19 protein-coding genes are annotated in these 21,191 nt (G+C 35.6%); 11 read left to right on the forward strand and 8 right to left on the reverse strand.

Features of this window, described 5'->3' with window-relative positions; genetic code table 11:
- The first annotated feature begins 319 nt into the window (after positions 1-319).
- From AN34_RS16045 to AN34_RS16080, 8 genes are all read left to right on the forward strand, one after another.
- Complete coding sequence (locus AN34_RS16045) at positions 320-1,129, forward strand: sensor histidine kinase (protein ID WP_197285545.1); 810 nt, start codon at positions 320-322, stop codon at positions 1,127-1,129.
- A gap of 3 nt (positions 1,130-1,132) precedes the next feature.
- Positions 1,133-1,843 (forward strand): LytTR family DNA-binding domain-containing protein, encoded by a 711-nt coding sequence (locus tag AN34_RS16050; RefSeq protein ID WP_231625569.1) that lies wholly within the window; start codon positions 1,133-1,135, stop codon positions 1,841-1,843.
- A 125-nt stretch (positions 1,844-1,968) separates the two neighbouring features.
- Complete coding sequence (locus AN34_RS16055) at positions 1,969-2,697, forward strand: intradiol ring-cleavage dioxygenase (RefSeq protein WP_029286977.1); 729 nt, start codon at positions 1,969-1,971, stop codon at positions 2,695-2,697.
- Between the two features lie 65 nt (positions 2,698-2,762).
- Entirely contained in the window at positions 2,763-3,269 is a 507-nt protein-coding gene (locus tag AN34_RS16060) for a hypothetical protein (RefSeq protein ID WP_036677402.1), read from the forward strand.
- Between the two features lie 2 nt (positions 3,270-3,271).
- The gene (locus AN34_RS16065; protein ID WP_029286979.1) at positions 3,272-3,961 is read left to right on the forward strand and encodes a hypothetical protein; all 690 of its coding nucleotides are present in this window, start codon (positions 3,272-3,274) and stop codon (positions 3,959-3,961) included.
- Between the two features lie 217 nt (positions 3,962-4,178).
- A complete protein-coding gene (locus tag AN34_RS16070; protein WP_029286980.1) occupies positions 4,179-5,276 on the forward strand; it encodes a VWA domain-containing protein in 1,098 nt (365 codons plus the stop codon).
- Between the two features lie 112 nt (positions 5,277-5,388).
- Complete coding sequence (locus AN34_RS16075) at positions 5,389-6,876, forward strand: sigma 54-interacting transcriptional regulator (RefSeq protein ID WP_029286981.1); 1,488 nt, start codon at positions 5,389-5,391, stop codon at positions 6,874-6,876.
- 85 nt (positions 6,877-6,961) lie between these two features.
- Positions 6,962-8,206 carry a metallophosphoesterase gene (locus AN34_RS16080; protein WP_029286982.1) on the forward strand — a complete coding sequence of 415 codons (1,245 nt, stop codon included), beginning with the start codon at positions 6,962-6,964 and terminating at the stop codon, positions 8,204-8,206.
- A gap of 152 nt (positions 8,207-8,358) precedes the next feature.
- Here AN34_RS16080 and AN34_RS16085 read toward each other — a convergent pair whose 3' ends face one another.
- From AN34_RS16085 to AN34_RS16095, 3 genes are all read right to left on the reverse strand, one after another.
- A complete protein-coding gene (locus AN34_RS16085) occupies positions 8,359-9,048 on the reverse strand; it encodes a response regulator transcription factor (RefSeq protein WP_029286983.1) in 690 nt (229 codons plus the stop codon).
- A gap of 87 nt (positions 9,049-9,135) precedes the next feature.
- On the reverse strand, positions 9,136-10,803 hold the full coding sequence (locus tag AN34_RS16090; protein WP_029286984.1) for a sensor histidine kinase KdpD: 1,668 nt from the start codon (positions 10,801-10,803) through the stop codon (positions 9,136-9,138).
- A gap of 3 nt (positions 10,804-10,806) precedes the next feature.
- A complete protein-coding gene (locus AN34_RS16095; RefSeq protein ID WP_029286985.1) occupies positions 10,807-12,693 on the reverse strand; it encodes a prolyl oligopeptidase family serine peptidase in 1,887 nt (628 codons plus the stop codon).
- A 268-nt stretch (positions 12,694-12,961) separates the two neighbouring features.
- On the opposite strand from AN34_RS16095, the gene AN34_RS16100 reads away from it, so the two are divergent.
- Entirely contained in the window at positions 12,962-14,788 is a 1,827-nt protein-coding gene (locus tag AN34_RS16100; RefSeq protein ID WP_029286986.1) for a tetratricopeptide repeat protein, read from the forward strand.
- Between the two features lie 73 nt (positions 14,789-14,861).
- Here the strand turns inward: AN34_RS16100 and AN34_RS16105 are convergent, their stop codons facing one another.
- Positions 14,862-15,419, reverse strand: a complete 558-nt coding sequence (locus tag AN34_RS16105; RefSeq protein WP_029286987.1) for a GNAT family N-acetyltransferase — start codon at positions 15,417-15,419, stop codon at positions 14,862-14,864.
- A gap of 73 nt (positions 15,420-15,492) precedes the next feature.
- Here AN34_RS16105 and AN34_RS16110 point away from each other — a divergent pair, with 73 nt between their 5' ends.
- Positions 15,493-15,804 carry a DUF4286 family protein gene (locus AN34_RS16110; RefSeq protein ID WP_029286988.1) on the forward strand — a complete coding sequence of 104 codons (312 nt, stop codon included), beginning with the start codon at positions 15,493-15,495 and terminating at the stop codon, positions 15,802-15,804.
- Positions 15,805-15,901: 97 nt separating this feature from the next.
- Here the strand turns inward: AN34_RS16110 and AN34_RS16115 are convergent, their stop codons facing one another.
- Positions 15,902-16,231 (reverse strand): nucleotide pyrophosphohydrolase, encoded by a 330-nt coding sequence (locus AN34_RS16115; RefSeq protein WP_029286989.1) that lies wholly within the window; start codon positions 16,229-16,231, stop codon positions 15,902-15,904.
- Between the two features lie 97 nt (positions 16,232-16,328).
- On the opposite strand from AN34_RS16115, the gene AN34_RS16120 reads away from it, so the two are divergent.
- Positions 16,329-17,738, forward strand: coding sequence for a hypothetical protein (locus AN34_RS16120; protein ID WP_029286990.1), 1,410 nt, complete (start codon positions 16,329-16,331; stop codon positions 17,736-17,738).
- 4 nt (positions 17,739-17,742) lie between these two features.
- Here the strand turns inward: AN34_RS16120 and AN34_RS16125 are convergent, their stop codons facing one another.
- The 3 genes from AN34_RS16125 to AN34_RS16135 all read right to left on the reverse strand — a co-directional run bounded on the left by AN34_RS16125 (position 17,743) and on the right by AN34_RS16135 (position 21,156).
- On the reverse strand, positions 17,743-18,231 hold the full coding sequence (locus tag AN34_RS16125; RefSeq protein ID WP_029286991.1) for a hypothetical protein: 489 nt from the start codon (positions 18,229-18,231) through the stop codon (positions 17,743-17,745).
- A gap of 12 nt (positions 18,232-18,243) precedes the next feature.
- Entirely contained in the window at positions 18,244-19,335 is a 1,092-nt protein-coding gene (locus tag AN34_RS16130) for a hypothetical protein (RefSeq protein WP_029286992.1), read from the reverse strand.
- 279 nt (positions 19,336-19,614) lie between these two features.
- Positions 19,615-21,156 carry a glycosyltransferase family 39 protein gene (locus AN34_RS16135; protein ID WP_029286993.1) on the reverse strand — a complete coding sequence of 514 codons (1,542 nt, stop codon included), beginning with the start codon at positions 21,154-21,156 and terminating at the stop codon, positions 19,615-19,617.
- Positions 21,157-21,191: the final 35 nt, after the last annotated feature.

The raw sequence follows: 21,191 nt of genomic DNA on the forward strand, positions 1-21,191 counted from the left end.
AGAAAACTTTATATTATCGATACAATTCGTTTTTTTATTTAGTTTATTTTCTATTTGCAGCATGTCTAAGAAAGCGGTCTTTCAAATTTTAATAGAGTTTATTGCGGCATTGTTTATACTGTCGCTACCACTTTTAATGCTATCCAGACAAGATTCATTATTAGTTGGCCAAGCAGATTTATTAGTGCCCCATCTGCTATTTTGCTTTTGCATTATAGGGATATACTTCTTACATGCTTATTTGTTATTCCCAAAACTTTATCTTCAGAAAAAATATTTATTATACTTTTCAAGCCTGATTGTTATTTTAATTTTTCTTATGGTAACAAGACCATTTGATACCTTCATGCTGCGCAAAAACAGATTGCAGCCCCCCAGAGAAATGCCACCTCCACCATGGAATTTTCAAAAGAAAGGTATTCCTCCCCCAATGAAACCCAGAGCTGATATCATCAGTGTTTTTCTTTACCTTTTAATTATTGTGATCAGTGTAATTAAAGAAACCAATAAGAAATTACAGGAAACCACTAAAAGAGCCTTACAGGCAGAAGCAGAGAAGGCACAGGCAGAATTGTCATTTTTAAAGGCTCAGGTAAATCCGCATTTCCTGTACAATACGCTAAATAATATTTACACATTAGCCATTATTAAAGATGATCACACCGGGCCATCTATTATGAAGTTATCCAATATTATGCGGTACATTACTGATGAGGCTAATCATGATTTTGTGAGTTTACAAAATGAAATTGACTGCATTACCGATTTTATCAGTTTACAGAAATTACGCCTAACCAAAAAAACCACACTGGAATATCGGTTGGAAGGATTAATAGGAAACCAGCAGATTGCGCCTTTAATATTAATGGCATTTGTAGAAAATGTATTTAAATATGGCATTAGCAACCATAAATGTGGCGATCTAGTGATTCATATTAACATAACGGATACTTCAATAAATTTTTATTGCAAAAATGTGCTCTATCCCGATAAGAAAAATACAGAGCGAACAGGAATTGGCTTAGAGAATACTAAAAAGCGTTTACAATATATTTATCCTGATAAACATGTATTAAACGTTTCTGATCATGATGGCTTTTTTACCGTAAACCTTACTATCCACCTTTAAAAAATGATGCGTTTAAGATGTATTGCAGTTGATGACGAACCTCTGGCACTATCCCTGATTCAGAGTTATATTATGGCTAATGAAAACCTTGAATTGGTACAGGTTTTTGAAGATGCCATCGCCGCATCTGAATATTTAACTCACACTTCTGTTGATTTATTGTTTTTAGACATCAACATGCCTGATATCACGGGCATTAATCTATATAAATCATTGATTCAGAAACCTATGGTTATTTTTACTACCGCTTATAAGAATTTTGCTTTTGAAGGATTTGAACTGAACGCTATAGATTATCTCCTTAAACCAATAGAATACCTGCGCTTTAAAAAGGCGATTAATAAAACAATCGATTTTTATCAATATCAGCAAACTAACCAAAAGGAAGTTGTGGAACAAAGTATTTTTGTGCACTCCGAATACAGATTGGTTAAAATTGACTTAAAAGACATTTTGTATATTGAAAGTTTGGAAGACTATGTAAAAATACATATCCAAAACAGCAAAATGATCTTAAGTTTAATGCCCTTAAAAAGGTTACTGGAAAAATTACCTGAAGACAAATTTAAACGCATTCACCGGAGCTATGTAGTACCAGTAAGCAAGGTAAAATCTATACTAAACCGAAAAGCCCAACTTTTAAATGGCGAAATCCTTCCCATCAGCAATACTTATGCATCTTTTATTGAGGATTGGCAACAATTGCAAAGTTAAACCTTAACAATTTTTAACAGGTTTTTCATTTACCGATACTTCCATTTAGCTAATCGACACATGTTTGATTGTTGCTACCATATTAAGCACTTTTATTGAACTAACAAAAACATCATTTAAAGGCTATGGAAAGAAAGAATTTTATCAGGAGTTTAATGATTGGGGCAATCTCCACTCCTGTTATTATTGATGCCTGCAAAAAAACCAGTACAGATGGCAGCACAACATCTGGTTCAGGCACTGCGGGAACAACAACCAGTACAAACGGATCTTGCACGGTGGCACCTACAGAAACCGAAGGACCATTTCCGACCAAAACTCCGGCTTCGTTTGTACGCAGTGATATTACCGATGGCAAAACAGGTTATAAATTGACCACTAAAATCGCTATTGGAAATATTAATAACAGTTGTGCTGCATTGGCTGGGGCAATTGTAGATATCTGGCATTGCGATGCAGAAGGCAATTATTCTGAATATGGTGGCTCAGGGATGCAATCAACCAACTATCAATCCGTCCATTTTTTACGTGGCAGGCAAACTACTGATGCTAACGGATTGGTTACCTTTACTTCAATTTTTCCAGGCTGGTATAGCGGCAGGGCTACGCACATTCACGTACACATTTACAATACCGCCGGAACATCATTGAGTATTACACAAATTGCTTTCCCAGAAGGCTCTGGTACTGCTTTAGCCTTGGTAAATGGCTATAGTAAGGGAATGAATGGATATACCTATAATAATGCTGATAATGTTTTTAGTGATGATAAAACAGGTATTGAAATTGCTACTGTAACAGGTTCTTTAACGGCAGGTTTCGAATTAAATTTTAAGTTAAATGTTAAAGCATAATGGCTTTAAACCCTTTATTTTGTTCAGACGTTGGGAACTCCCGGCGTCTTTTTTAATTTTATGCCATGCCACAAAAAGTAATTACCTTATGTTATCGAAAAATTATCGATTCAACAGCCACAAATCCATGGGATAAATTTATTTATGAGGATAGTTTTACCGAGCTGAAAATGCAATCGCAGTTCTATAATCAGGAAGGAAAATACAGCACTTTTGCCGAGATCATTTTAAATGTACCCGGTTCAGAAAAACTTCATTTCCTGGTTAGCGCCTCAATTATGGGCTATCTGCAGCAGCTTAATGGAATTATTCCAGATGTACTGGATAATCTTGGCAGACGTTTTCTTACTTTTGAAAACTTTAAATTTGAAATTATCAATTCAGATTTTAATCAAATTGATAAACACAAGGTGGCAATAAATTTCTTTTCCAGGCCCTTATTATGGCACGATAGCATTGATCAATACCTGCTGGTTTCACCATTTAAAGAAATAACTGCAGAGGAAACTTTTACCAATCTGTTTCAGATTCAACCATTTGTTAGCATTCATGCGATCAAAAACATCTCATAATTATGGACATCACTTCGGGAAAAATATATCTTGCTGATCAAAGGGGGCTTATAGAAACCTCAATTGCGAAAAGATACAGTACTTTTAACTTCGAAAAGTATTACAATGAACACAAGCAAGCTTCAGGAGCGCTGTTTATGTGTAATGATGAATCTATTTCCGGAAACAAACTTACCTTTTTTCTATCCAGAGAAGATTCTTACCAGCTATTTTTTCCGGTTACCGGTGGATTGGATATTGTGCAGAATGGCAAAGAATTTTCCATTGAAACTGGCCAGGTACAGGTTTTAAATCTAGGGAAAGGCGAGGTTTTGGAAATCAGTAATCCCTATGCAGATGATACAGTGAATTATATACAGATTGGGCTTAATACAGATCTGTTTTTACTCCGGGCGAGCGAGATGCTGTTCAATTTTGATTTCCAAAAACATCCAAATCAGCTGATAGAAATCATTTCCAGCCCGAAATTATCATTTAAATTAAGTGCAGGGATTTTTGCCGGACGAGAAGAAACTACCTATCAACTTCAAAACCTGGAAAACAAATTCTTCTGCTTTATTATTGATGGTGCTTTCGAAGTTGAAGGCAGGCTATTACATGCCCGAGATGGTTTGTCACTTTGGGATGTAGCACAAGTAGAATTTGAAGCCTTGAGCAATCATGCGATTATTTTTATTTTAGAACATTTGTAGCTTCGGTTCAATTATATATTTCCTATTATCTACTCCATACTATCTATTCCCTACTCCCTACTATCTATTTCCTACTATCTACTATCTATTTCCTACTATCTATTCCCCATCCTTCAATTTCTACTATAATCTTTCTGCTTCACGTCCAAATATGACATCACACTTAAATTAATGCAAATCGAAACTTTTATCTTCGATAAATCGTTAATACAAGCACATGAGAGGTTTCCGTTTTTCTGATTATAAGCCTGGCGATACGCCAAAGGGTGGGTTTGATGAGTTGTTAAAATTATTTAGCGAATTGTTGAATTACACAGCGGGTGATGCGGGAGAAGCTTTAAGCTGGCTCAACGAACTCGATAAACAATATAAATTAACCAATAATGATTATGGTATCGGGAATTTTATTGATGACCTGAAAGATAAAGGCTATCTAACAGAAGACAATCAATCCGGGGAATTTAAAATTACGGCTAAAACTGAGCAAACCATTCGCAAATCTGCCTTAGATGAAATTTTTGGCAAGCTCAAAAAATCAGGCCGTGGAAATCACAACAGCAATCAATCTGGTATTGGTGAAGAAAAAAATGCCGATCGCCGCGAATATAACTTCGGTGATAGTTTAGACCAGATTGATATGACGGCATCGATTCAGAATGCACAAATCAACCATGGTATAGGTGATTTCACTTTAACCGACCGTGATCTGGAAGTAGAAGAAAAGGATTTTAAAACCTTAACTTCTACAGTGTTAATGATAGATATTTCGCACTCTATGATTTTGTATGGCGAAGACCGGATTACGCCTGCTAAAAAAGTAGCAATGGCTTTAGCAGAATTGATTAAAACCAAGTACCCAAAAGATACACTCGATATTGTGGTTTTTGGAAATGATGCCTGGCCAATTACCGTTAAGGATTTACCTTACCTCCAGGTGGGGCCTTACCATACCAATACTTTTGCTGGTTTAGAACTGGCGACAGATTTACTCCGCCGCCGGAAAACACATAATAAGCAAATTTTCATGATTACGGATGGGAAACCTACCTGTTTGAAAGAAAATGGAAAGTACTATAAAAACAGCATGGGGCTGGATAGAAAGGTAATTAACAAAACCCTAAATATGGCGGCCCAATGCAAACGATTAAAAATCCCAATTACGACTTTCATGATTGCCAAAGACCCTTATCTGCAACAATTTGTACGTCAGTTTACCGAAATAAATGGTGGCCGGGCGTTTTATAGTTCATTAAACGGATTGGGTGAATACATTTTTGAAGATTACATTAAGAATAGAAGAAAAACAGTAAAATAGAGTTAAGGGTTATAAGTTATGGGTTACGAGGTGAGTTGCAGACATCTATTATGCTCCTAAATTTAACCAATTTCACATTTAACTTGTAACTCATAACACGTAACATAACTATATGCAAAACACCACATTAGGCGAATTAAAAACCACAGGATATCAATCAAGATCAGTAAAGGAAGAATTGAGAGAAAACCTGATTAAAGTTTTAAGAGATAAAAAAACAGAATTTGAAGGCATAATTGGTTACGATGAAACCGTAATTCCAGAATTACAAACGGCCATTCTTTCCCGCCACAACATTCTGCTTTTGGGCTTACGCGGACAAGCCAAAACACGGATAGCACGTTTAATGGTTAATTTATTGGATGAATATGTGCCATATGTAGCCGGTAGCGAAATATTCGATGATCCATTAAATCCTATTTCCTGGTATGCCAAAAATGAAATTGCCACTAAAGGTGATGCTACAGAAATTGCCTGGTTACACCGCAGCGAACGCTATACAGAAAAACTGGCTACACCTGATGTTACCGTTGCAGATTTAATTGGTGATGTTGATCCGATTAAAGCAGCAACTTTAAAATTAACTTATAACGATGAGCGTGTAATTCACTTTGGATTGATCCCAAGGGCCCACAGAAGTATCTTTGTGATTAATGAGTTGCCCGATTTGCAAGCCAGGATTCAGGTAGCTTTGTTTAACATGCTGCAAGAAAAGGATATCCAAATCCGTGGATTTAAATTACGCTTACCTTTAGATATTCAGTTTGTATTTACTGCAAACCCGGAAGATTATACCAACCGTGGTAGTATTGTAACGCCTCTGAAAGATAGGATTGAAAGTCAGATTTTAACCCACTATCCGAAAAGTATTGAAATTTCACGCAAAATTACTTTTCAGGAAGCTAAACTGACTGAAGCTCAGAGAACGACTATTGAAGCAGATGGTTTGTTAAAAGACCTGATCGAACAAATTGCATTCGAGGCACGTAAAAGTGAATACATTGATCAGAAATCTGGTGTTTCAGCAAGGCTGACCATCTCAGCTTATGAAAATTTAATCAGTACTGCTGAACGCAGAATGCTTATCTCTGGCGAGAAAAACACATTTGTTCGCTTATCAGATTTAGCTGGAATAATTCCTGCCATTACCGGAAAGATAGAACTGGTTTACGAAGGTGAATTGGAAGGTCCTGCACATGTGGCAACAACTTTAATTGGTAAAGCTGTTAAAACTTTATTTGCCCGCTATTTTCCTGATCCTGAGAAAGCCAAGAAAACAAAGACAGCCAATCCATACACTGAAATTACAGAGTGGTTTACAGAGGGAAATAATGTAGATGTAACAGATAGCTTAGGCAATGCACAATATAAAAAAGCCTTAATGCTGGTACCGGGTTTGTATGATACCGTTAAAAAATTCCATCCAAAATTAAGTGAAAATCAAACCTTACTGCTAATGGAATTTGTATTACATGGTTTAGCAGAATACTCTCAACTGAGTAAAAATTACCTAAATGGTGGCTTTGGTTTTTCTGATATGTTTGGCAGCTTATTTAATGCCGAATTTGATGAGGAAGAAGATGAAGATGATTTCAGATAATTTTAATCTATAATTTTTTAGCTTTGACAAATTCTTTCCACTGAGAGAGAATTTATCAAAGCTTTTTCTTTATCAAATTTTTCTCATGGGAAGATTACCTTTTATCATAGCTGCCTGCATTTTCATCATCATTTTCGATATTTATTGTTTCAGGGCAATTATTGCTGTTTTTAAAAAGTGGAAGCCTACCACTAAAAAAATCTTTTCCATTTTATACTGGGCCTATAGCATTCTACTTATTATAGGGGTTTTTGCAGGCATTTACCTCAATCTCTTTCTCACCCTCAGGGCAATCATTTTGGTGGCGTTCTTTTTAACAGTTGCCTGCAAAATGGCTATGCTACCTTTTTTAGTGCTGGATGATTTACGCAGGCTCTTTATCAAAGTTTTTAGAAAAAAAACAATAGTTAAAGATCAGCCTATCAGCGAAACTGATCAGATTTCACGATCAGAATTTTTGGTTAAGGCAGGTTTAGTTGCAGCGGCCGTTCCACTTACATCTTTAAGCTGGGGCATTATTTCTGGCGCATATGATTACCAAATCAGGAAAGTAAACTTGATTTTACCTAACCTCCCGAAAGCTTTTGATGGTATTACCATGGCGCAGATTTCTGATATCCATTCTGGCAGTTTCTACAACAAGACTGCTGTAAAAGGTGGCGTAGAGTTACTGTTGGCAGAAAAACCTGATTTTGTATTTTTTACTGGCGATTTAGTGAACAACCTTACTAATGAGGTTCGGGATTATCAGGATATTTTCTCAAAGGTTAAAGCGCCTCTTGGGGTTTATTCTTCCCTTGGAAATCATGATTATGGTGATTATTATTTTGGGAAGGAGTCATCTCCGGCGAAAGTAAAAAACCTGAAAGACATGGTAGATGTACACAAAATCATGGGCTATGATTTGTTGATGAATGATCACCGCCGACTTAAAGTTGATGGTGAAGAAATTGGGATTCTGGGCATAGAGAACTGGGGAATGGGGCGTTTTCCAAAATATGGAAAAATGGAATTAGCCGTTCAAAACACCGATGACTTACCTGTAAAACTGTTATTAAGTCACGATCCTTCACACTGGCGTGGCGAGGTATTACAAAAGTATCCGCAAATTGATGCCATGTTTAGCGGGCATACTCATGGAATGCAGTTTGGCGTTCGCCTTAAAGAATATCAGTGGAGCCCGGTACAATATATTTATAAAGAATGGGCAGGATTGTATCAGGAGCAAAAACAACAGCTTTACGTTAATGTTGGCTATGGCTTTTTAGGCTATCCTGGAAGGGTTGGAATTTTGCCAGAGATTACGGTATTCACCTTGAAAAGAGCTTAATAGGAGAATGATTGAAGAAATAAATGAGGGAATGGCTGAGTTAGTAAATGACTGAATGAAGGAATGATTGATTGAAGGAATGATTGATTGAATGGAAAGGTATTACGCCAAAACATTCAATCATTCAAACCTCAATCATTCACTCATTAAACTTACCCCGCATTAAAGCGATAGCCAACACCTCTAACGGTTTGCAATAACTGAGGGTTATCAGGATTTAATTCTATCTTTTTACGTAAGCGAACAATGTGCATATCCAGTGTTCTGGTGTTCACATCAGAGTTGTAACCCCAAACCACCAGCATTAATTCATCACGGTTGATTACTTTTCCAGGGTTGCGCAAAAAGTACAGTAAAATACGGTTTTCCAATATGGTAAGCTCAATTTTCTTTCCATCTCTAAATAAGGTATGAATGTTGGGATGGTGCTCCATATTGCCGAAACGATGAATTTCAGCGGTATCTTTATTTACAATAAACTTCACCTTACTTTCCAGCATGGCAACTAATACATCCATGTTAAAAGGCTTGGTGATATAATCAGAAGCGCCGAAATTATACGCATCAATTTTATCTACATCCTGGGCTTTTGCCGTCATCATTATAATCAGGTTCTCGAAGCCTTGTTTACGAACATTTTCGCATACTTCGGCACCTTGTTTACCTGGCATCATCCAATCCAATAGTACAATATCAGGTTGGTCGGCAATAATAATCCGCTCACCAGATTCTCCATCATTTGCTTCTAAAACGGTGTAGCCTTCGGCTTTTAAACGGTGTGCAACTAAAAAACGAAGATTTTCATCATCTTCTACAATTAATATTTTTACTTCTTTAGACATCTATGTGTGATTAAGGTGGTAATGTTTAAATGCTTTGAGGTTGCTACTGGCAACATGATCACATTTTAATTTTACAACATTCAATTTTTAACTATTATAGGGCAATACGATTTTAAATTCTGTACCCAAACCAACTTTACTTTTAACAGAGATTTCTCCCTCCATAAAGTTAACCAGTTCCTTGCAAAAAGCCAAACCAAGGCCAACACTTCCCATTTGATTATATTCGTTCTGTATTCTAAAAAACTTTTTAAAGATATTATTCAATTCCCCTGAAGCAATCCCAATTCCCTTATCAGCAAAACGGAATACCAAAACTCCTTTTATAAGTTTGGCACTCATATGTAACTTTTTATTTTCAGGTTTCGAGTATTTATATGCGTTCTCTGCCAGGTTATCAAACAAACTACCTAATAACACGGGATCGGTGATGAAGGTTTTAAAACCCACCACTTCGTAGGTCATCTTAAAATCCGGATGCTTTAACGTATGCGATTCAATGGTACTTTCAATAAAATCGCGAATATTAACCGTTTCCTGGTTAAGTTTTATGGCTTTATTTTCAATTTGCGTAAAAGCAAGGAGCTTATTCATTAAACCATTCAGTTTATCGGCTTCCTCATCCAGTATTTTACCATAAAGTTGTTGCTCTTTCTGGCTTAGCGCAGTGGCGCTTTTAATATTATTACCTGCAATTTTAATCACGCTTACCGGAGTTTTAAACTCATGTGTAAGGTTATTTACAAAATCATACTGCAGCTTAAACATTTTACTGTTGATGTTTAAGTTACGGTAAATTAAAAAGGCAACCAAAAGAAGCACACCATATACTAGGAGCAAAACAAGGGCAATAGGCATAAAGTATATAAATATTTCCCTTTTAATGTAAGATTTAGAACTGGTAAGGTATAACTTGAAATCAGAAAAAGCGCCTGGTAACGCAATTTCAGTGGTCATGTTTTCTTCTGAAGTATCAATTGGATCATATGTTAACGGCTCTACCTGAATTTTCTGATACAGCAGCGGCCTGGTATTGATCACCTTGATTTTATTTGGATTGAGCTGAAAAACGAGCATATCCTGCTGGTAAACCGGTGAAGGATTTAACCTGCGCCGCATCATATCCTTATAAACTTTTAAGTCTTCTCTCCTTGGAATATTCAGGTAGGTAATTTTATTGGAATTAACGACAGAAAAGTTAGTAAACAGTTCTTCTTGTGTAGGCACAGCAAGGGTATCCAGCTGATCAACAAAAGTAACCAGTTTATAAGCCATCGCATTAAAATCGTCACCAACTTTAAAAGATTTTGTATCAGATTCAGAAAACAACCTGATAGAATCAGGAGCTACATTTTTGCCAAACTGAAAGATAGATTTAGGCCCGATTGATAACTTCCCTACATTCATACCATCTTTTACAGGTACGTTTTTAACTTCGGTATCATAAAAAGTTACCCTTGATACAAATGGATATTTAAGTGTTATGGTATCTACAAATTTGGATGCAGTAGCAGAATCCAGAAACCCGTTGTAATAAGAGATTTCAGGCATTTTGTTCTGAAAAAAATCATTATAAGGCTTAATGCTTTGTTCCAGCACATTTACCTTTTCTGATACAAATTCATTCTCTATAGATTTCTTACTGAAGTTAAAAGCCAGAAAAAGAGACAGTACAAACAGGATCGAAATGAGTACGATAAAGGTAACACCCAGTGAGAAATTTTTGCGATAGCCACTCTTCTTATCCAGTGCCATAACTTATTTCCTGCTGATATTATTTTTTAAAAACTCTTCCAATGCTTTATACAAGGCGGTTCTACCTTGTTGCCTCTTAATTGGATTTGGTCCCTCCTCTTTTTCAATATAAGTCACAGGAACATTTCTCTTTTTAAGTTCTTTAATAAATTGCACACCTTCGGCTACATTTACCCGTGGATCTTTTGGATTTTGAGCAATGAAAAGGGGTAATTTAAATCTGTCCGCATGAAAAACAGGCGAAGCCGAACGCAGGTAGTCGGTATTGGTTACCGGGTTACCAATAATCTCGTAATACATTTGTAGATTAGACTTTAAAAATGGCGGAATCCCTTTCAGGTAACTAAATAAATTAATCACCCCAGAATTTGATCCTCCACAACTATAAAGATCGGCATTTTTATATAAACAATTCAGCGCAATATAGCCTCCAAAGCCATTGCCATAAATGGCTATTTTTTTTGGATTAGCAATTTTATTTGCAATCAGCCAGCGAACACCATCGTTTACATCCTCCTGTATTTTATCATCCCACTCTTTAAAACCCGCAGCATAAAAAGATTTTCCGTAACCATTTGAGCCACGATAGTTCACTTGCAATACCGCATAACCCCGATTGGCCAAAAATTGTACTTCGGCATTATACCCCCATGAATTTCTTCCTCCCGGACCATTGTGCGGCAAAACGACTACCGGCAAATTGGTCTTCTTTTTACCCTTCGGAAGGGTTAAATAGCCATTAATGGTTAAACTATCAGAACTTTTAAAACTAATGGGTTTCATAGCGCTCATTGATTCTCCTTTAATAGAGGAGTTGATATCAGTGAGTTTCTTTAGTTTATTTTCGCTCACCGTATACAAATAATAAGAGCCAGGATTTTTATCAGTGAAGGTTCTAACCACAAAAACGTTATCCATTTTATCGTTATCCATAATCCGCCATTCGGTACCTGGTAAAAGCTGGTCTATTTTACCATAAGTAAGCTTTGTTGCATTATCCAGGTAATATTTTTGCTTTTTCCAGGTCTCACAGGTAACAAACATAATTTTATTTTGGATTCTGGAATACCTGGTTTCCGTAACGTTCAAGGTATCGTTAGCAAAAAGCACCTTTTTTTCTTTACCCGTATTTAAATCCAGCGCCACCAGAGCATTTTTATCCCTGTTTACGCTAGAAATTGCATATAACACATTTGGCTCATTTTCAGGAAAGGCTACAGGCTGAAAAGTAGTTTCAAAGTTATTGGTAATTACAGGGAGAAAAGGTTTACTTTCATTCTCCCGGTAAAGCAACGTTTCATTTACGCCATCACTCGCCACCGCAATCTTTAGAATTCCCTTATTATCCGTCATCCATTCGGTAATATTGCCCGGGTTTTTTGCGGCAATTTCCATTTTCCCATTCCGAACGTTTAACCGATAAACATCAAAAACGGTCGAATCTCTTTTATTCGAAGCAACAATAATATATTTATCATCAATTAACTGATCTTCAATTACGCGAACCCTGGTTTTTTCATTTGAACTCAGTTGCACTTGTTTACTTCCATCCTTATTGATGACAAACAGATCGGATCTTCGTTCTTTAGTATCATCTTCGGTGTAATAAATCAATTCGTTATTACTGGTCCAGAAATGAAAGCTGATTGATTTTTCTGTGAGGTGTGTGAGCTGAACACTTTTTCCAGTGGCCAGGTTTTCTACAAACAGATCAAGTTTTTTATCCTGAAGTTTAAGATAAGACAGGCTTTTACCATCAGGCGAGATGCGGTAGTAGGCTTTATCCTGCGTTTTAAAGAAATCATCAACAGGTATAATGCCTACATTACCTGAGCGCTTACAAGCACAGATTGCAGCAATAAAAACCAATAAAACAATCCTTTTCAACATAAATAATTTCTCGCCGGGATGACAAAAATAGGCATCTCAACCACTTAACTCTAGTTTACACTAACAATGTTACTTTAATAACAGATCTTAGCCTGCGCCCAATTTAGTATTTATTCAGAATCTGAGAAAACAAATGCTACAATAAGCCTGCTCAAAATTTCAAGTAATAAAGCATGCAGTTACACTAAATCAATTTAGTTATTCTTTAACACTAAATCTTTTACCTTTCGCGTCTTTTTATTACATTTAAAATTTACAAAATAGGATTATGAATCGTTTAATCACCTTCGCATTTTTCATTTTAAGCTTTAATGTTCAGGCGCAGATTATCAATAATAATTCATCTTTTTTATCAGAAGATAACAATTTAGCCATCCAATATTACCGGGATGGCGATTATGAAAAGGCTGTTGTCTTGCTAGAGAAAATGTTTGCTAATCCCAATAATGAAGGTTATTTCGACGTCTATTTTAATAGCTTGTTGAAGCTGAAACGTTATGACGTAGCTGAAAAAGTAGTTAAAAAAGTGATGAAACAGCATCAGGAAAATGATGCTTATCCAATTGCACTCGGTAAACTTTATCAGGAAAAAGGTGATGTACAAGCTGCCAATAAAATATTTAACGATATCATCGCCAAACTCCCAAAAGATGAATTTAAGATCCGGAATTTAGCAAATAATTTTTATCGTTTCGAAAACTACGATTTGGCAGTTCAAACCTTTAAACAAGGAAGAAAAATTCTCGCAAATGAACAATTGTTTACTTATGAATTATTGAACATCTATCGGTATAAAAAAGATAAACCCATGCTAATGCAGGAATATCTGGACATATTACCTTCCACCCCACAATTACTGCCACAAGCTGAGAATGTACTTTCAATGATTTTTGAGGATAAAAGTGACTACCAAAATTTTCAGGCGGCCATACTCAGGAAGATCCAAAAAGCGCCAGATGCAGAAATTTACATCCAGCTTTTAACTTGGAATTATATCCAGCAACAGGAATTTGATGCAGCATTGCGCCAGCTTATTGCCTTTGATAAACGTACAAAAGCTGATGGTGGAACTTTATTTAATGCCACCTATATATTTATAGATAATGACGCTTATGAAACTGCTATAAAAGCTTATGAATACCTGTTAACTAAGGGAAAGGAAAACCAATATTACCTGCCATCGAAAATTGAAATGTTAAATACCCGGTATAATCTCCAAACATCAGGAAAATATACAGCAGCAGACTTGAATTTACTGGCTAAGGATTATCAAGGTTTGCTTGATGAAAATGGAAAAAACAGGAATACGTTATTTGCCATTAAAAAACTGGCGAACCTGCAGGCATACTATTTAAATGAACCGGGTAAGGCCGAAAAAGGCCTGGAAGAAGCTCTGCAGATGCCCGGAATCAGTGCAGCGGATCTTGGACAGTTAAAATTGGATTTAGGTGATGTTTATATCCTGACCAATCAACCCTGGGAAGCATTTCTGGTTTATGAACAAGTAAGTAAGCAATTTGAAAGTCAGCCAATTGGAAATGAAGCCCGTTTTAGAAGTGCCAAACTTTCTTTCTACCAGGGAAATTTTGATTACAGTAATGGACAGTGCCAGGTACTTAAAGCAGCAACCTCGCAGCTTATTGCCAATGACGCCCTTAACTTAAGCCTGCTGATTTCTGATAACATTCAAACGCCAACTGATAGTAATGCGTTAAAAATGTATGCTGATGCAGAAATGTTGGTGTTCCGAAACCTACCTGCTCAAGCTGTAAAAAAATTAGATAGCATTGGCATTTCCTATCCGCAAAATGGTTTGGCCGATGCCATATTAATGAGCAAAGCTAAAATATTTATCAAATCAGCTGATTTTCAGAAGGCTGCAGAAATGCTTAAAAATATTGCAGATAACTTTAAAGATGGCATCTGGACTGATGATGCTTTGTTTACCCTGGGCGATTTATATGAAAAGAAACTCAATGATATTGCACAAGCCAAAAGCTATTTCCAAAAATTAATTACAGATTATCCGGGTAGTATGTTCAGTGCAGAAGCAAGAAAAAGGTTTAGAAATTTAAGAGGTGATGGGGTTTCATGATTAGTTCCCATATTTTATTGTTAAGGTTAATCAACTAGTAGCCCTAATGCCTGGCACTAAACGCCAGGTAGAGCTACTCTTTCCAATCCCATACGACTACATTCCAGGCCACACCTGCAACATCTGTGTAAGTATAAATGGTTTTGAAGCCTATCCTTTCATGCGCTTTCATAGACCTCAGATTAATACAGGCAATTTCTGTAATCGCAAAATCATAACAGGAAGCAAAATGATTTTTATACGCTTCATAACACTGATCAAATAAACCTTGCCCGCGGTAATTCTTATCTACACAAACTTGCCCAACTACAATATAATGATAATCACCAACAGGCATTCCTTTGAATTGGATATGATCAAAACTTTCATACAATTCTACCAACCTGGGGATGTCATTCTTCGATTGCTCGGTCATTCCCAACACATAGGCAATAACCTGCTCACCATCTTTAGCAATGATATTTTTTTCATGAAGATGCATTTTCTTCAGATCATCAAGTGTATGCGAAACCGTTACAAATCCCTGCTCTTTAATTTCTAAAGGAGATAAATCCGTTTTTAGATTTTTCTTTTGAAGGGTTATAATTCCTTCCAGGTCAGAAGAAGTATTAGATGTGATTATTTCAATCATATTATTGGTAATTATTGACCACTAAATATAAGTAATCTATTCGTTCCCATATTTTCTTCCTTATCTTTGCCACATGCTTTTATATAATGTTACGCTAATTTTAGAAGATTCTGCTGCAGCCGAATGGTTACAATGGATGGAGGAAACCCACATCCCTGCAGTTATGGCTACCGGAATGTTTGTTTCTCACCGTTTATTAAAAGTGCTGGATTCTCCAAACGAAGGTGTTACCTATTGCACACAATACGTTGCTGAAAATCAGGAAAACTACAATCAATACCAACAGGTATATGCACCAGCTTTGCAGGAAGATTTGAATGAAAAGTTTAAAAATCGTTTTGTAGCTTATAGAACACTGATGGAGTTTGTACCCCCAACCCCCTAGATGGGGCTTTGAAAGGCTCAGATTTATGCAAGCGATTAAAAAAATAAATTAGTTCTTCTTACATAAACGATAGGCAGGCAAGTCTCCTTTAGGGGATTTACGGGTTCAACTTCTCATTATTCCGGTGTCTGTCTGCATCACGGATGCTTTTCTTTTCCAGGTTTTTGGTAAAGGCTTCTGTTAGATTGATACCGGTTTGGTTGGCCAGGCAAATCAATACAAACATCACATCAGCCATTTCATCGGCCAGGTTTACCGCCTCATCACTTTTTTTAAAAGATTGTTCACCGTATTGACGGGCCATAATCCGGGCCACCTCCCCAACCTCTTCCATTAAAATTGCAGTATTGGTAAGCTCGTTAAAATAACGGATTCCCGTAGTTTTTATCCATTGGTCTACAGTTTCTTGTGCTTCGTTAATGGTCATTTTTTTCTTTTATTTTTTAGTGGGTTAAATTTCATAATTTAGGCTGATATAAATTTATATTCCGAAATAAAAACGCTAAATAATCTAAATTAATCTTATGAATACGCTCTTCAGTGAAAAACAACAAAAAGCAATTGAATCTATTTGGATCTTGGGTGTCATTATCGCCGTTTTGCAAATCAGCTGTTACTTCATCGATAGCTATGGACCTGATAATGTACTATATGACTATTTGTGGAGCGTACAAACCTGGTTTCTGGAGAGTCTAATCTTTGCATGGTATTTTTATAAAAATAAAATATTATTGAAAGGTTTAATCATTCAATTATTATTTTCTCCTTATTATATATTTAAGAAAGATTGGCCCAGTTTTATAGATTATCATTTCAATTTTGACAATAGTGCATTAATTTATCAGGTAATTGATGTGCTTTCTTTTCTAACACCAATCCTCCTATTTGCAGTTTTTTATTTCAAGGCTGAAGCTAAACCTAATAACATTTCAAAAATTAAGGCTACTCTTATTCAAATGATCTTCATCTTAATTTTTAGTGTAACCATCTCTTCAGATCCTGATTCCTTATATAGCGTTATAGGTAGCTTTAGCACCAGCAACCTTTATCTAAAAGATGCCATCGTATCCATCATATTTATGATCGTATCACTCAAAATGATTTCGGTTTTAGTTGGCTTTTTCTATCTGTCTAACAGAATCTATCAGGTGAAGCAGATTTTGAATCCTTTAGATGAACAGTCTGTATCAACCAGTTTTTTCAAATTGAGCTTTTTAATTAGCTATCCTATTTTACTGCTTTCAGTATTGGATATGGGTTCTTCGGCACTGAAGGTTTCATTCTCTTTTTCATCTATAGCATTTTCTACATTATTTTACATTACCGCTAATTTATTGGTACTTTTTATCTGTGGAAGGTTTTTCGCCACGTTAATTCAATATAGAAACTTCACGTTAAAACGTTATTTCGGCGTAGTAAATACATTAGCAATTTTACCGATCATCAATCTGGCTTCCTTTTTCAGCTTACTTTTATTTAAAAAAAACCTAGAAACGACCAACAGTTATATTGATAAATTAAAACAGAACAGAAATGTGCATTTGATCATTTATGTGGCTTTGCTCATTTTATATTACACTTATCATTATTTTTCCTTAAAACCAGATTACAGAACTTTTGAACCTCTTTATAAATTGCTGGTATTTATGATATCAGTTATATTATTGGCAAGATTTAAATGGAGCACGAAGGTTATTCCATTTTTAGCTGTGGTTATTTTATATTATGCTGACTTGAAAGCATTTTTTGACTTTGCAGATGGCCTTTGGCCCTTCATTCAGAAAAAACTAATCTCCTTTGTATGGATCGGAACCCTGGCTACTTTTATTATCTATTATATCATCGATTACTTTCTTCATAAGTGCTTTTACACACCTTATTTTGAAAAGCAAAACCGTGAGGATTTCGAAACTTATATTGATAAATTTCAATAGTTTTCTAAGATTTCCGTAATACTATAGATAATTTATTTCCAAAAAAACTACTTTGATTGGAGCGTTCAGTAAGCTTAAAATCAAAAGAATATTTACCATCTTTTGGTACGGTAAACTTCTTGCTTTCCGTTTCATACTCATGTACGGTATAATAAATGGTGCTATCACCTTCAGAGCTGCTTTCATTGTTAGATTCCTTTGTTTTTTTAGAATTGATTACATGATCCTGAGCATCCACATTTAAACTATCAAAAAGAATGGACTGGCCTTTATTTTCAATATTATATTTCACTCTAAATGTTGATCCTTCACCTTTACTACTTTTCAAAACTTTAGACCAAATGGTTACCACATCGCCTTTTTTCAGGCTTATGTTTTCTGCCGATGCAATTTCACCTAGTGTTAACTCCAATACGGTTAATTCCTTACCTATAGGATTACAAGAACTTAAGCCTAAAATAAATAAGGCTGAAAACAGATAATTTCTATACATTTTTCTGGGCGGTTATGGGTTAGCTGTTGTATTTAGGGTGTAGTGTTTACTAAAATAGCTGAACATTTTTACAAAAAAATCAGCATCGGATGGAGATAGGTCTTTATCAGTTTTAAGTATAAAAGTTTTTCCCTTATAATCAACAGGACAAAACACAGTTGTTTCCTTACGTGATATGCTTCCATCATCATTTTTCGAACTCGCTATAACCACATAACAGCCCATCTCTTCCTTTAACTGATAAGAAAACTGGCTGTCCAAACGAAGAATTTCAGGCCTGGAATAATAATCCGTTTCACTGATTTTATTGGCTTTAAGCTGATCTACACCTTTATAGAAACTGAGCAGTTCATCAGGTGATGGCCTGAATAACTTAACAAAAGTATAGTTGCCTGGTGTTCTTGGCGAAGACTGTTCATTAGGTTCCAGAAAAAATTTAAGTTCTTTCTCAATCTTACTAAACATACCATTTATCCAATTTATTTCTAAAACGGGCATATGCTGAACGTAATCGTTCCAAGATGTAAATTTTACAGGTGGATAATCCATTGCCGTTAAGCTTTTTGCATGTTTTACAAGGAGTAAAGAAAGTGCTAGCTTTTGCTTTTTAGGATACTTCTGTGTCCAGCTGATTTCTCCCTTATAAAAAATGAAGCACTTTTTCATGTCATCATAATGGATACTATAAGTAAAGAAAGTATCGCCCTGAACATAAATAACACTATTTTCATCTTCATAATAAACAGCATCTATCCTTTCATTGCTCGCTTTTAAATCATCGATCGAAAATTGCTTTGGATCGTTTCCAGGAACAATGTAAACCTCTTCCGAATAAAGCCCTTCACTTCTGGTAAAAAAATTATTTAAACTAACATTTAAGAAGCTCGAATCAATTTTTGTAAGGTCTATATCCCCCAATACGATTTCTTTTGAACTCATCTTACTCACTTCAAAATCGCTGTTTTCCGGAATGGTGATGGAATAGCGCTGATCAACTAAAACTGTTTTCAAAGGCACTTTTATATTCATCATCTGCTGGTATTCAGCCTTGGAAACTTCCTCGATATCATCAGCAGATGAAACTTCATCTAGGTCTGTTTTCACCACCCTTTTACAAGACGTCAAAAACAGGACAGACAGAAGACCAAATAACAATAGATTTTTAAAGAAACTGGAGCGTAAATTCATCATAATTGTTTTGAAGATAATCAAATATAGAATAAACCTGTTAATTACGCCTTATCTTTATGTCAATCAGTATTGCAAACAATTCATTGTTTAATGAAGCAATCTTAATAGGGTTCTAAGCATCTAACTTTCATTTTTTTGCGTATGGTGCGTGCCGATATTATCAAATCTATGCCTCAAAAATTTAATACGTGCTTAATTATATTCTTTCTCTTCTTCTATTTCCTGATTAATCAGTTCATTTATATCGATTTTAGCGCCTTCCAGTAAGAAAACACTTGCGCCAAATTCTCTTGAAAATGGATTTTTTACTTCCCCAATTTTAGTGATCTTTTCAAAAAGGGGTTGCTCCTTCTTCCTTTCTGGATCTTCATCATAAGTACCCTGAATTAAAATTACATCTTTAATTGGCTTATCCATTTTAAACCAATAGAGATAATCAGCATTGTATGATACCGCATTTGTATTTTTAAATTTAGAGTAATAATTAATAGCACCAGCTTGCCCATAGTTATCTGCACGCACCAGTAGTGCTGATTTATCCTTAACCTTTGCATAGGCAATATCTGTTAAGGCAGCCATTTCTTTCCAACCCTGCATATCTGCATAATCTTGTGGTAATTGATGATTTTTTCCATCTTCCCAGTGTAACAATCCAACTCTTTCAAAACGATCGTGATTTGCAATAATCTGTTCAGGAGAATAGATTGGCATGATTAAAGGCAATGCATAAATAAACAACCCAATGTTAAAAGCCAGAAGCAAAGCAATCCATACATAGCGTTTGTAAAGAATAATCCCAAAATAAGTTGCTCCGAAGGCGAGTAATACAGGATATAAACCCAAAGCATAATAATCTTTAGCCCTGAAATAGCTAAAAATAACCATGGTGAAAAGGTAAGTTAAAATCACCCATCGGTACTTGGCAAATGGCTTATAAAAAATCAATGCACCTATTCCACCAAGTAGAATAAAAATACTGGTGGCAAAAAACAGCAATTGATTGATAAAGAAATCGACCCGATTAACGTGAATGAGCTGGGTTTTCTCCAGTAACTTCATATGAGTAAGTACTGGAAAATCATGGGTAATCTGCCATATTATATTCGGAGAAATGATCATCAAGGCGATCATAATTGCTAAATACAAATGCTTATTGGCAAATATTTTTTTATTCGGGCTGATGATTATTGCAGGCAACATGCCCATAATCAAAAAAAGAATATTGTATTTATTTAAGAAACCAAGTGCAAATGAAATTGCAAAATAATATAAATACTTAGGTGCCGTTTGATCAAAATACTTAATCAAATAATAAAAACAAGCTGTCCAGGCCAGCACATCAAAAGAATTGGGTTGATAGAGTGTATTCAGCCTTAAAAGTAAAGAGCATATGCAAGCAACAGCAACGAAACATTTGGCTAACAGATTTCCTTTAAAATGTGCTACAATTCTCCAGCTAAAAAAAATAGTTAGTGCCCCAAATAAAGCAGGGAAAAATTTCACCCAAAACAGGCCATTACCCAACCACTTAATCATTAAAGAAAACAATGAAGTTAACGGCGGTACAGAAGTAAAACCAGCAGCCAGATGGTTGGCCTGATCAAGATGCAAAAACTCATCACGCTGAAGTTCATAAACTGAATTAACCAATACAAAAGATAAAACGATCTTTAAAAGCAAGAAAAAAGTAAGGGCACTATATTCTATCAGTCGGTTCGGACTTTTACCTTCCATATTCATTTAGGGCAATAATTTATTGAAACAGATTA

The sequence above is a fragment of the Pedobacter sp. R20-19 genome, from assembly GCF_000708265.2.
Classification (GTDB): Bacteria; Bacteroidota; Bacteroidia; order Sphingobacteriales; family Sphingobacteriaceae; genus Pedobacter.

Coding starts and splice junctions, on each gene's coding strand:
- AN34_RS16055 (WP_029286977.1), top strand. CDS start 1,969: ATGGAAAGAAAGAATTTTATCAGGAGTTTAATGATTGGGGCAATCTCC.
- AN34_RS16065 (WP_029286979.1), top strand. CDS start 3,272: ATGGACATCACTTCGGGAAAAATATATCTTGCTGATCAAAGGGGGCTT.
- AN34_RS16080 (WP_029286982.1), top strand. CDS start 6,962: ATGGGAAGATTACCTTTTATCATAGCTGCCTGCATTTTCATCATCATT.
- AN34_RS16120 (WP_029286990.1), top strand. CDS start 16,329: ATGAATACGCTCTTCAGTGAAAAACAACAAAAAGCAATTGAATCTATT.
- AN34_RS16070 (WP_029286980.1), top strand. CDS start 4,179: ATGAGAGGTTTCCGTTTTTCTGATTATAAGCCTGGCGATACGCCAAAG.
- AN34_RS16115 (WP_029286989.1), bottom strand. CDS start 16,231: ATGACCATTAACGAAGCACAAGAAACTGTAGACCAATGGATAAAAACT.
- AN34_RS16085 (WP_029286983.1), bottom strand. CDS start 9,048: ATGTCTAAAGAAGTAAAAATATTAATTGTAGAAGATGATGAAAATCTT.
- AN34_RS16090 (WP_029286984.1), bottom strand. CDS start 10,803: ATGGCACTGGATAAGAAGAGTGGCTATCGCAAAAATTTCTCACTGGGT.
- AN34_RS16095 (WP_029286985.1), bottom strand. CDS start 12,693: ATGTTGAAAAGGATTGTTTTATTGGTTTTTATTGCTGCAATCTGTGCT.
- AN34_RS16125 (WP_029286991.1), bottom strand. CDS start 18,231: ATGTATAGAAATTATCTGTTTTCAGCCTTATTTATTTTAGGCTTAAGT.
- AN34_RS16060 (WP_036677402.1), top strand. CDS start 2,763: ATGCCACAAAAAGTAATTACCTTATGTTATCGAAAAATTATCGATTCA.
- AN34_RS16050 (WP_231625569.1), top strand. CDS start 1,133: ATGATGCGTTTAAGATGTATTGCAGTTGATGACGAACCTCTGGCACTA.
- AN34_RS16075 (WP_029286981.1), top strand. CDS start 5,389: ATGCAAAACACCACATTAGGCGAATTAAAAACCACAGGATATCAATCA.
- AN34_RS16105 (WP_029286987.1), bottom strand. CDS start 15,419: ATGATTGAAATAATCACATCTAATACTTCTTCTGACCTGGAAGGAATT.
- AN34_RS16045 (WP_197285545.1), top strand. CDS start 320: ATGGTAACAAGACCATTTGATACCTTCATGCTGCGCAAAAACAGATTG.
- AN34_RS16135 (WP_029286993.1), bottom strand. CDS start 21,156: ATGGAAGGTAAAAGTCCGAACCGACTGATAGAATATAGTGCCCTTACT.
- AN34_RS16100 (WP_029286986.1), top strand. CDS start 12,962: ATGAATCGTTTAATCACCTTCGCATTTTTCATTTTAAGCTTTAATGTT.
- AN34_RS16110 (WP_029286988.1), top strand. CDS start 15,493: ATGCTTTTATATAATGTTACGCTAATTTTAGAAGATTCTGCTGCAGCC.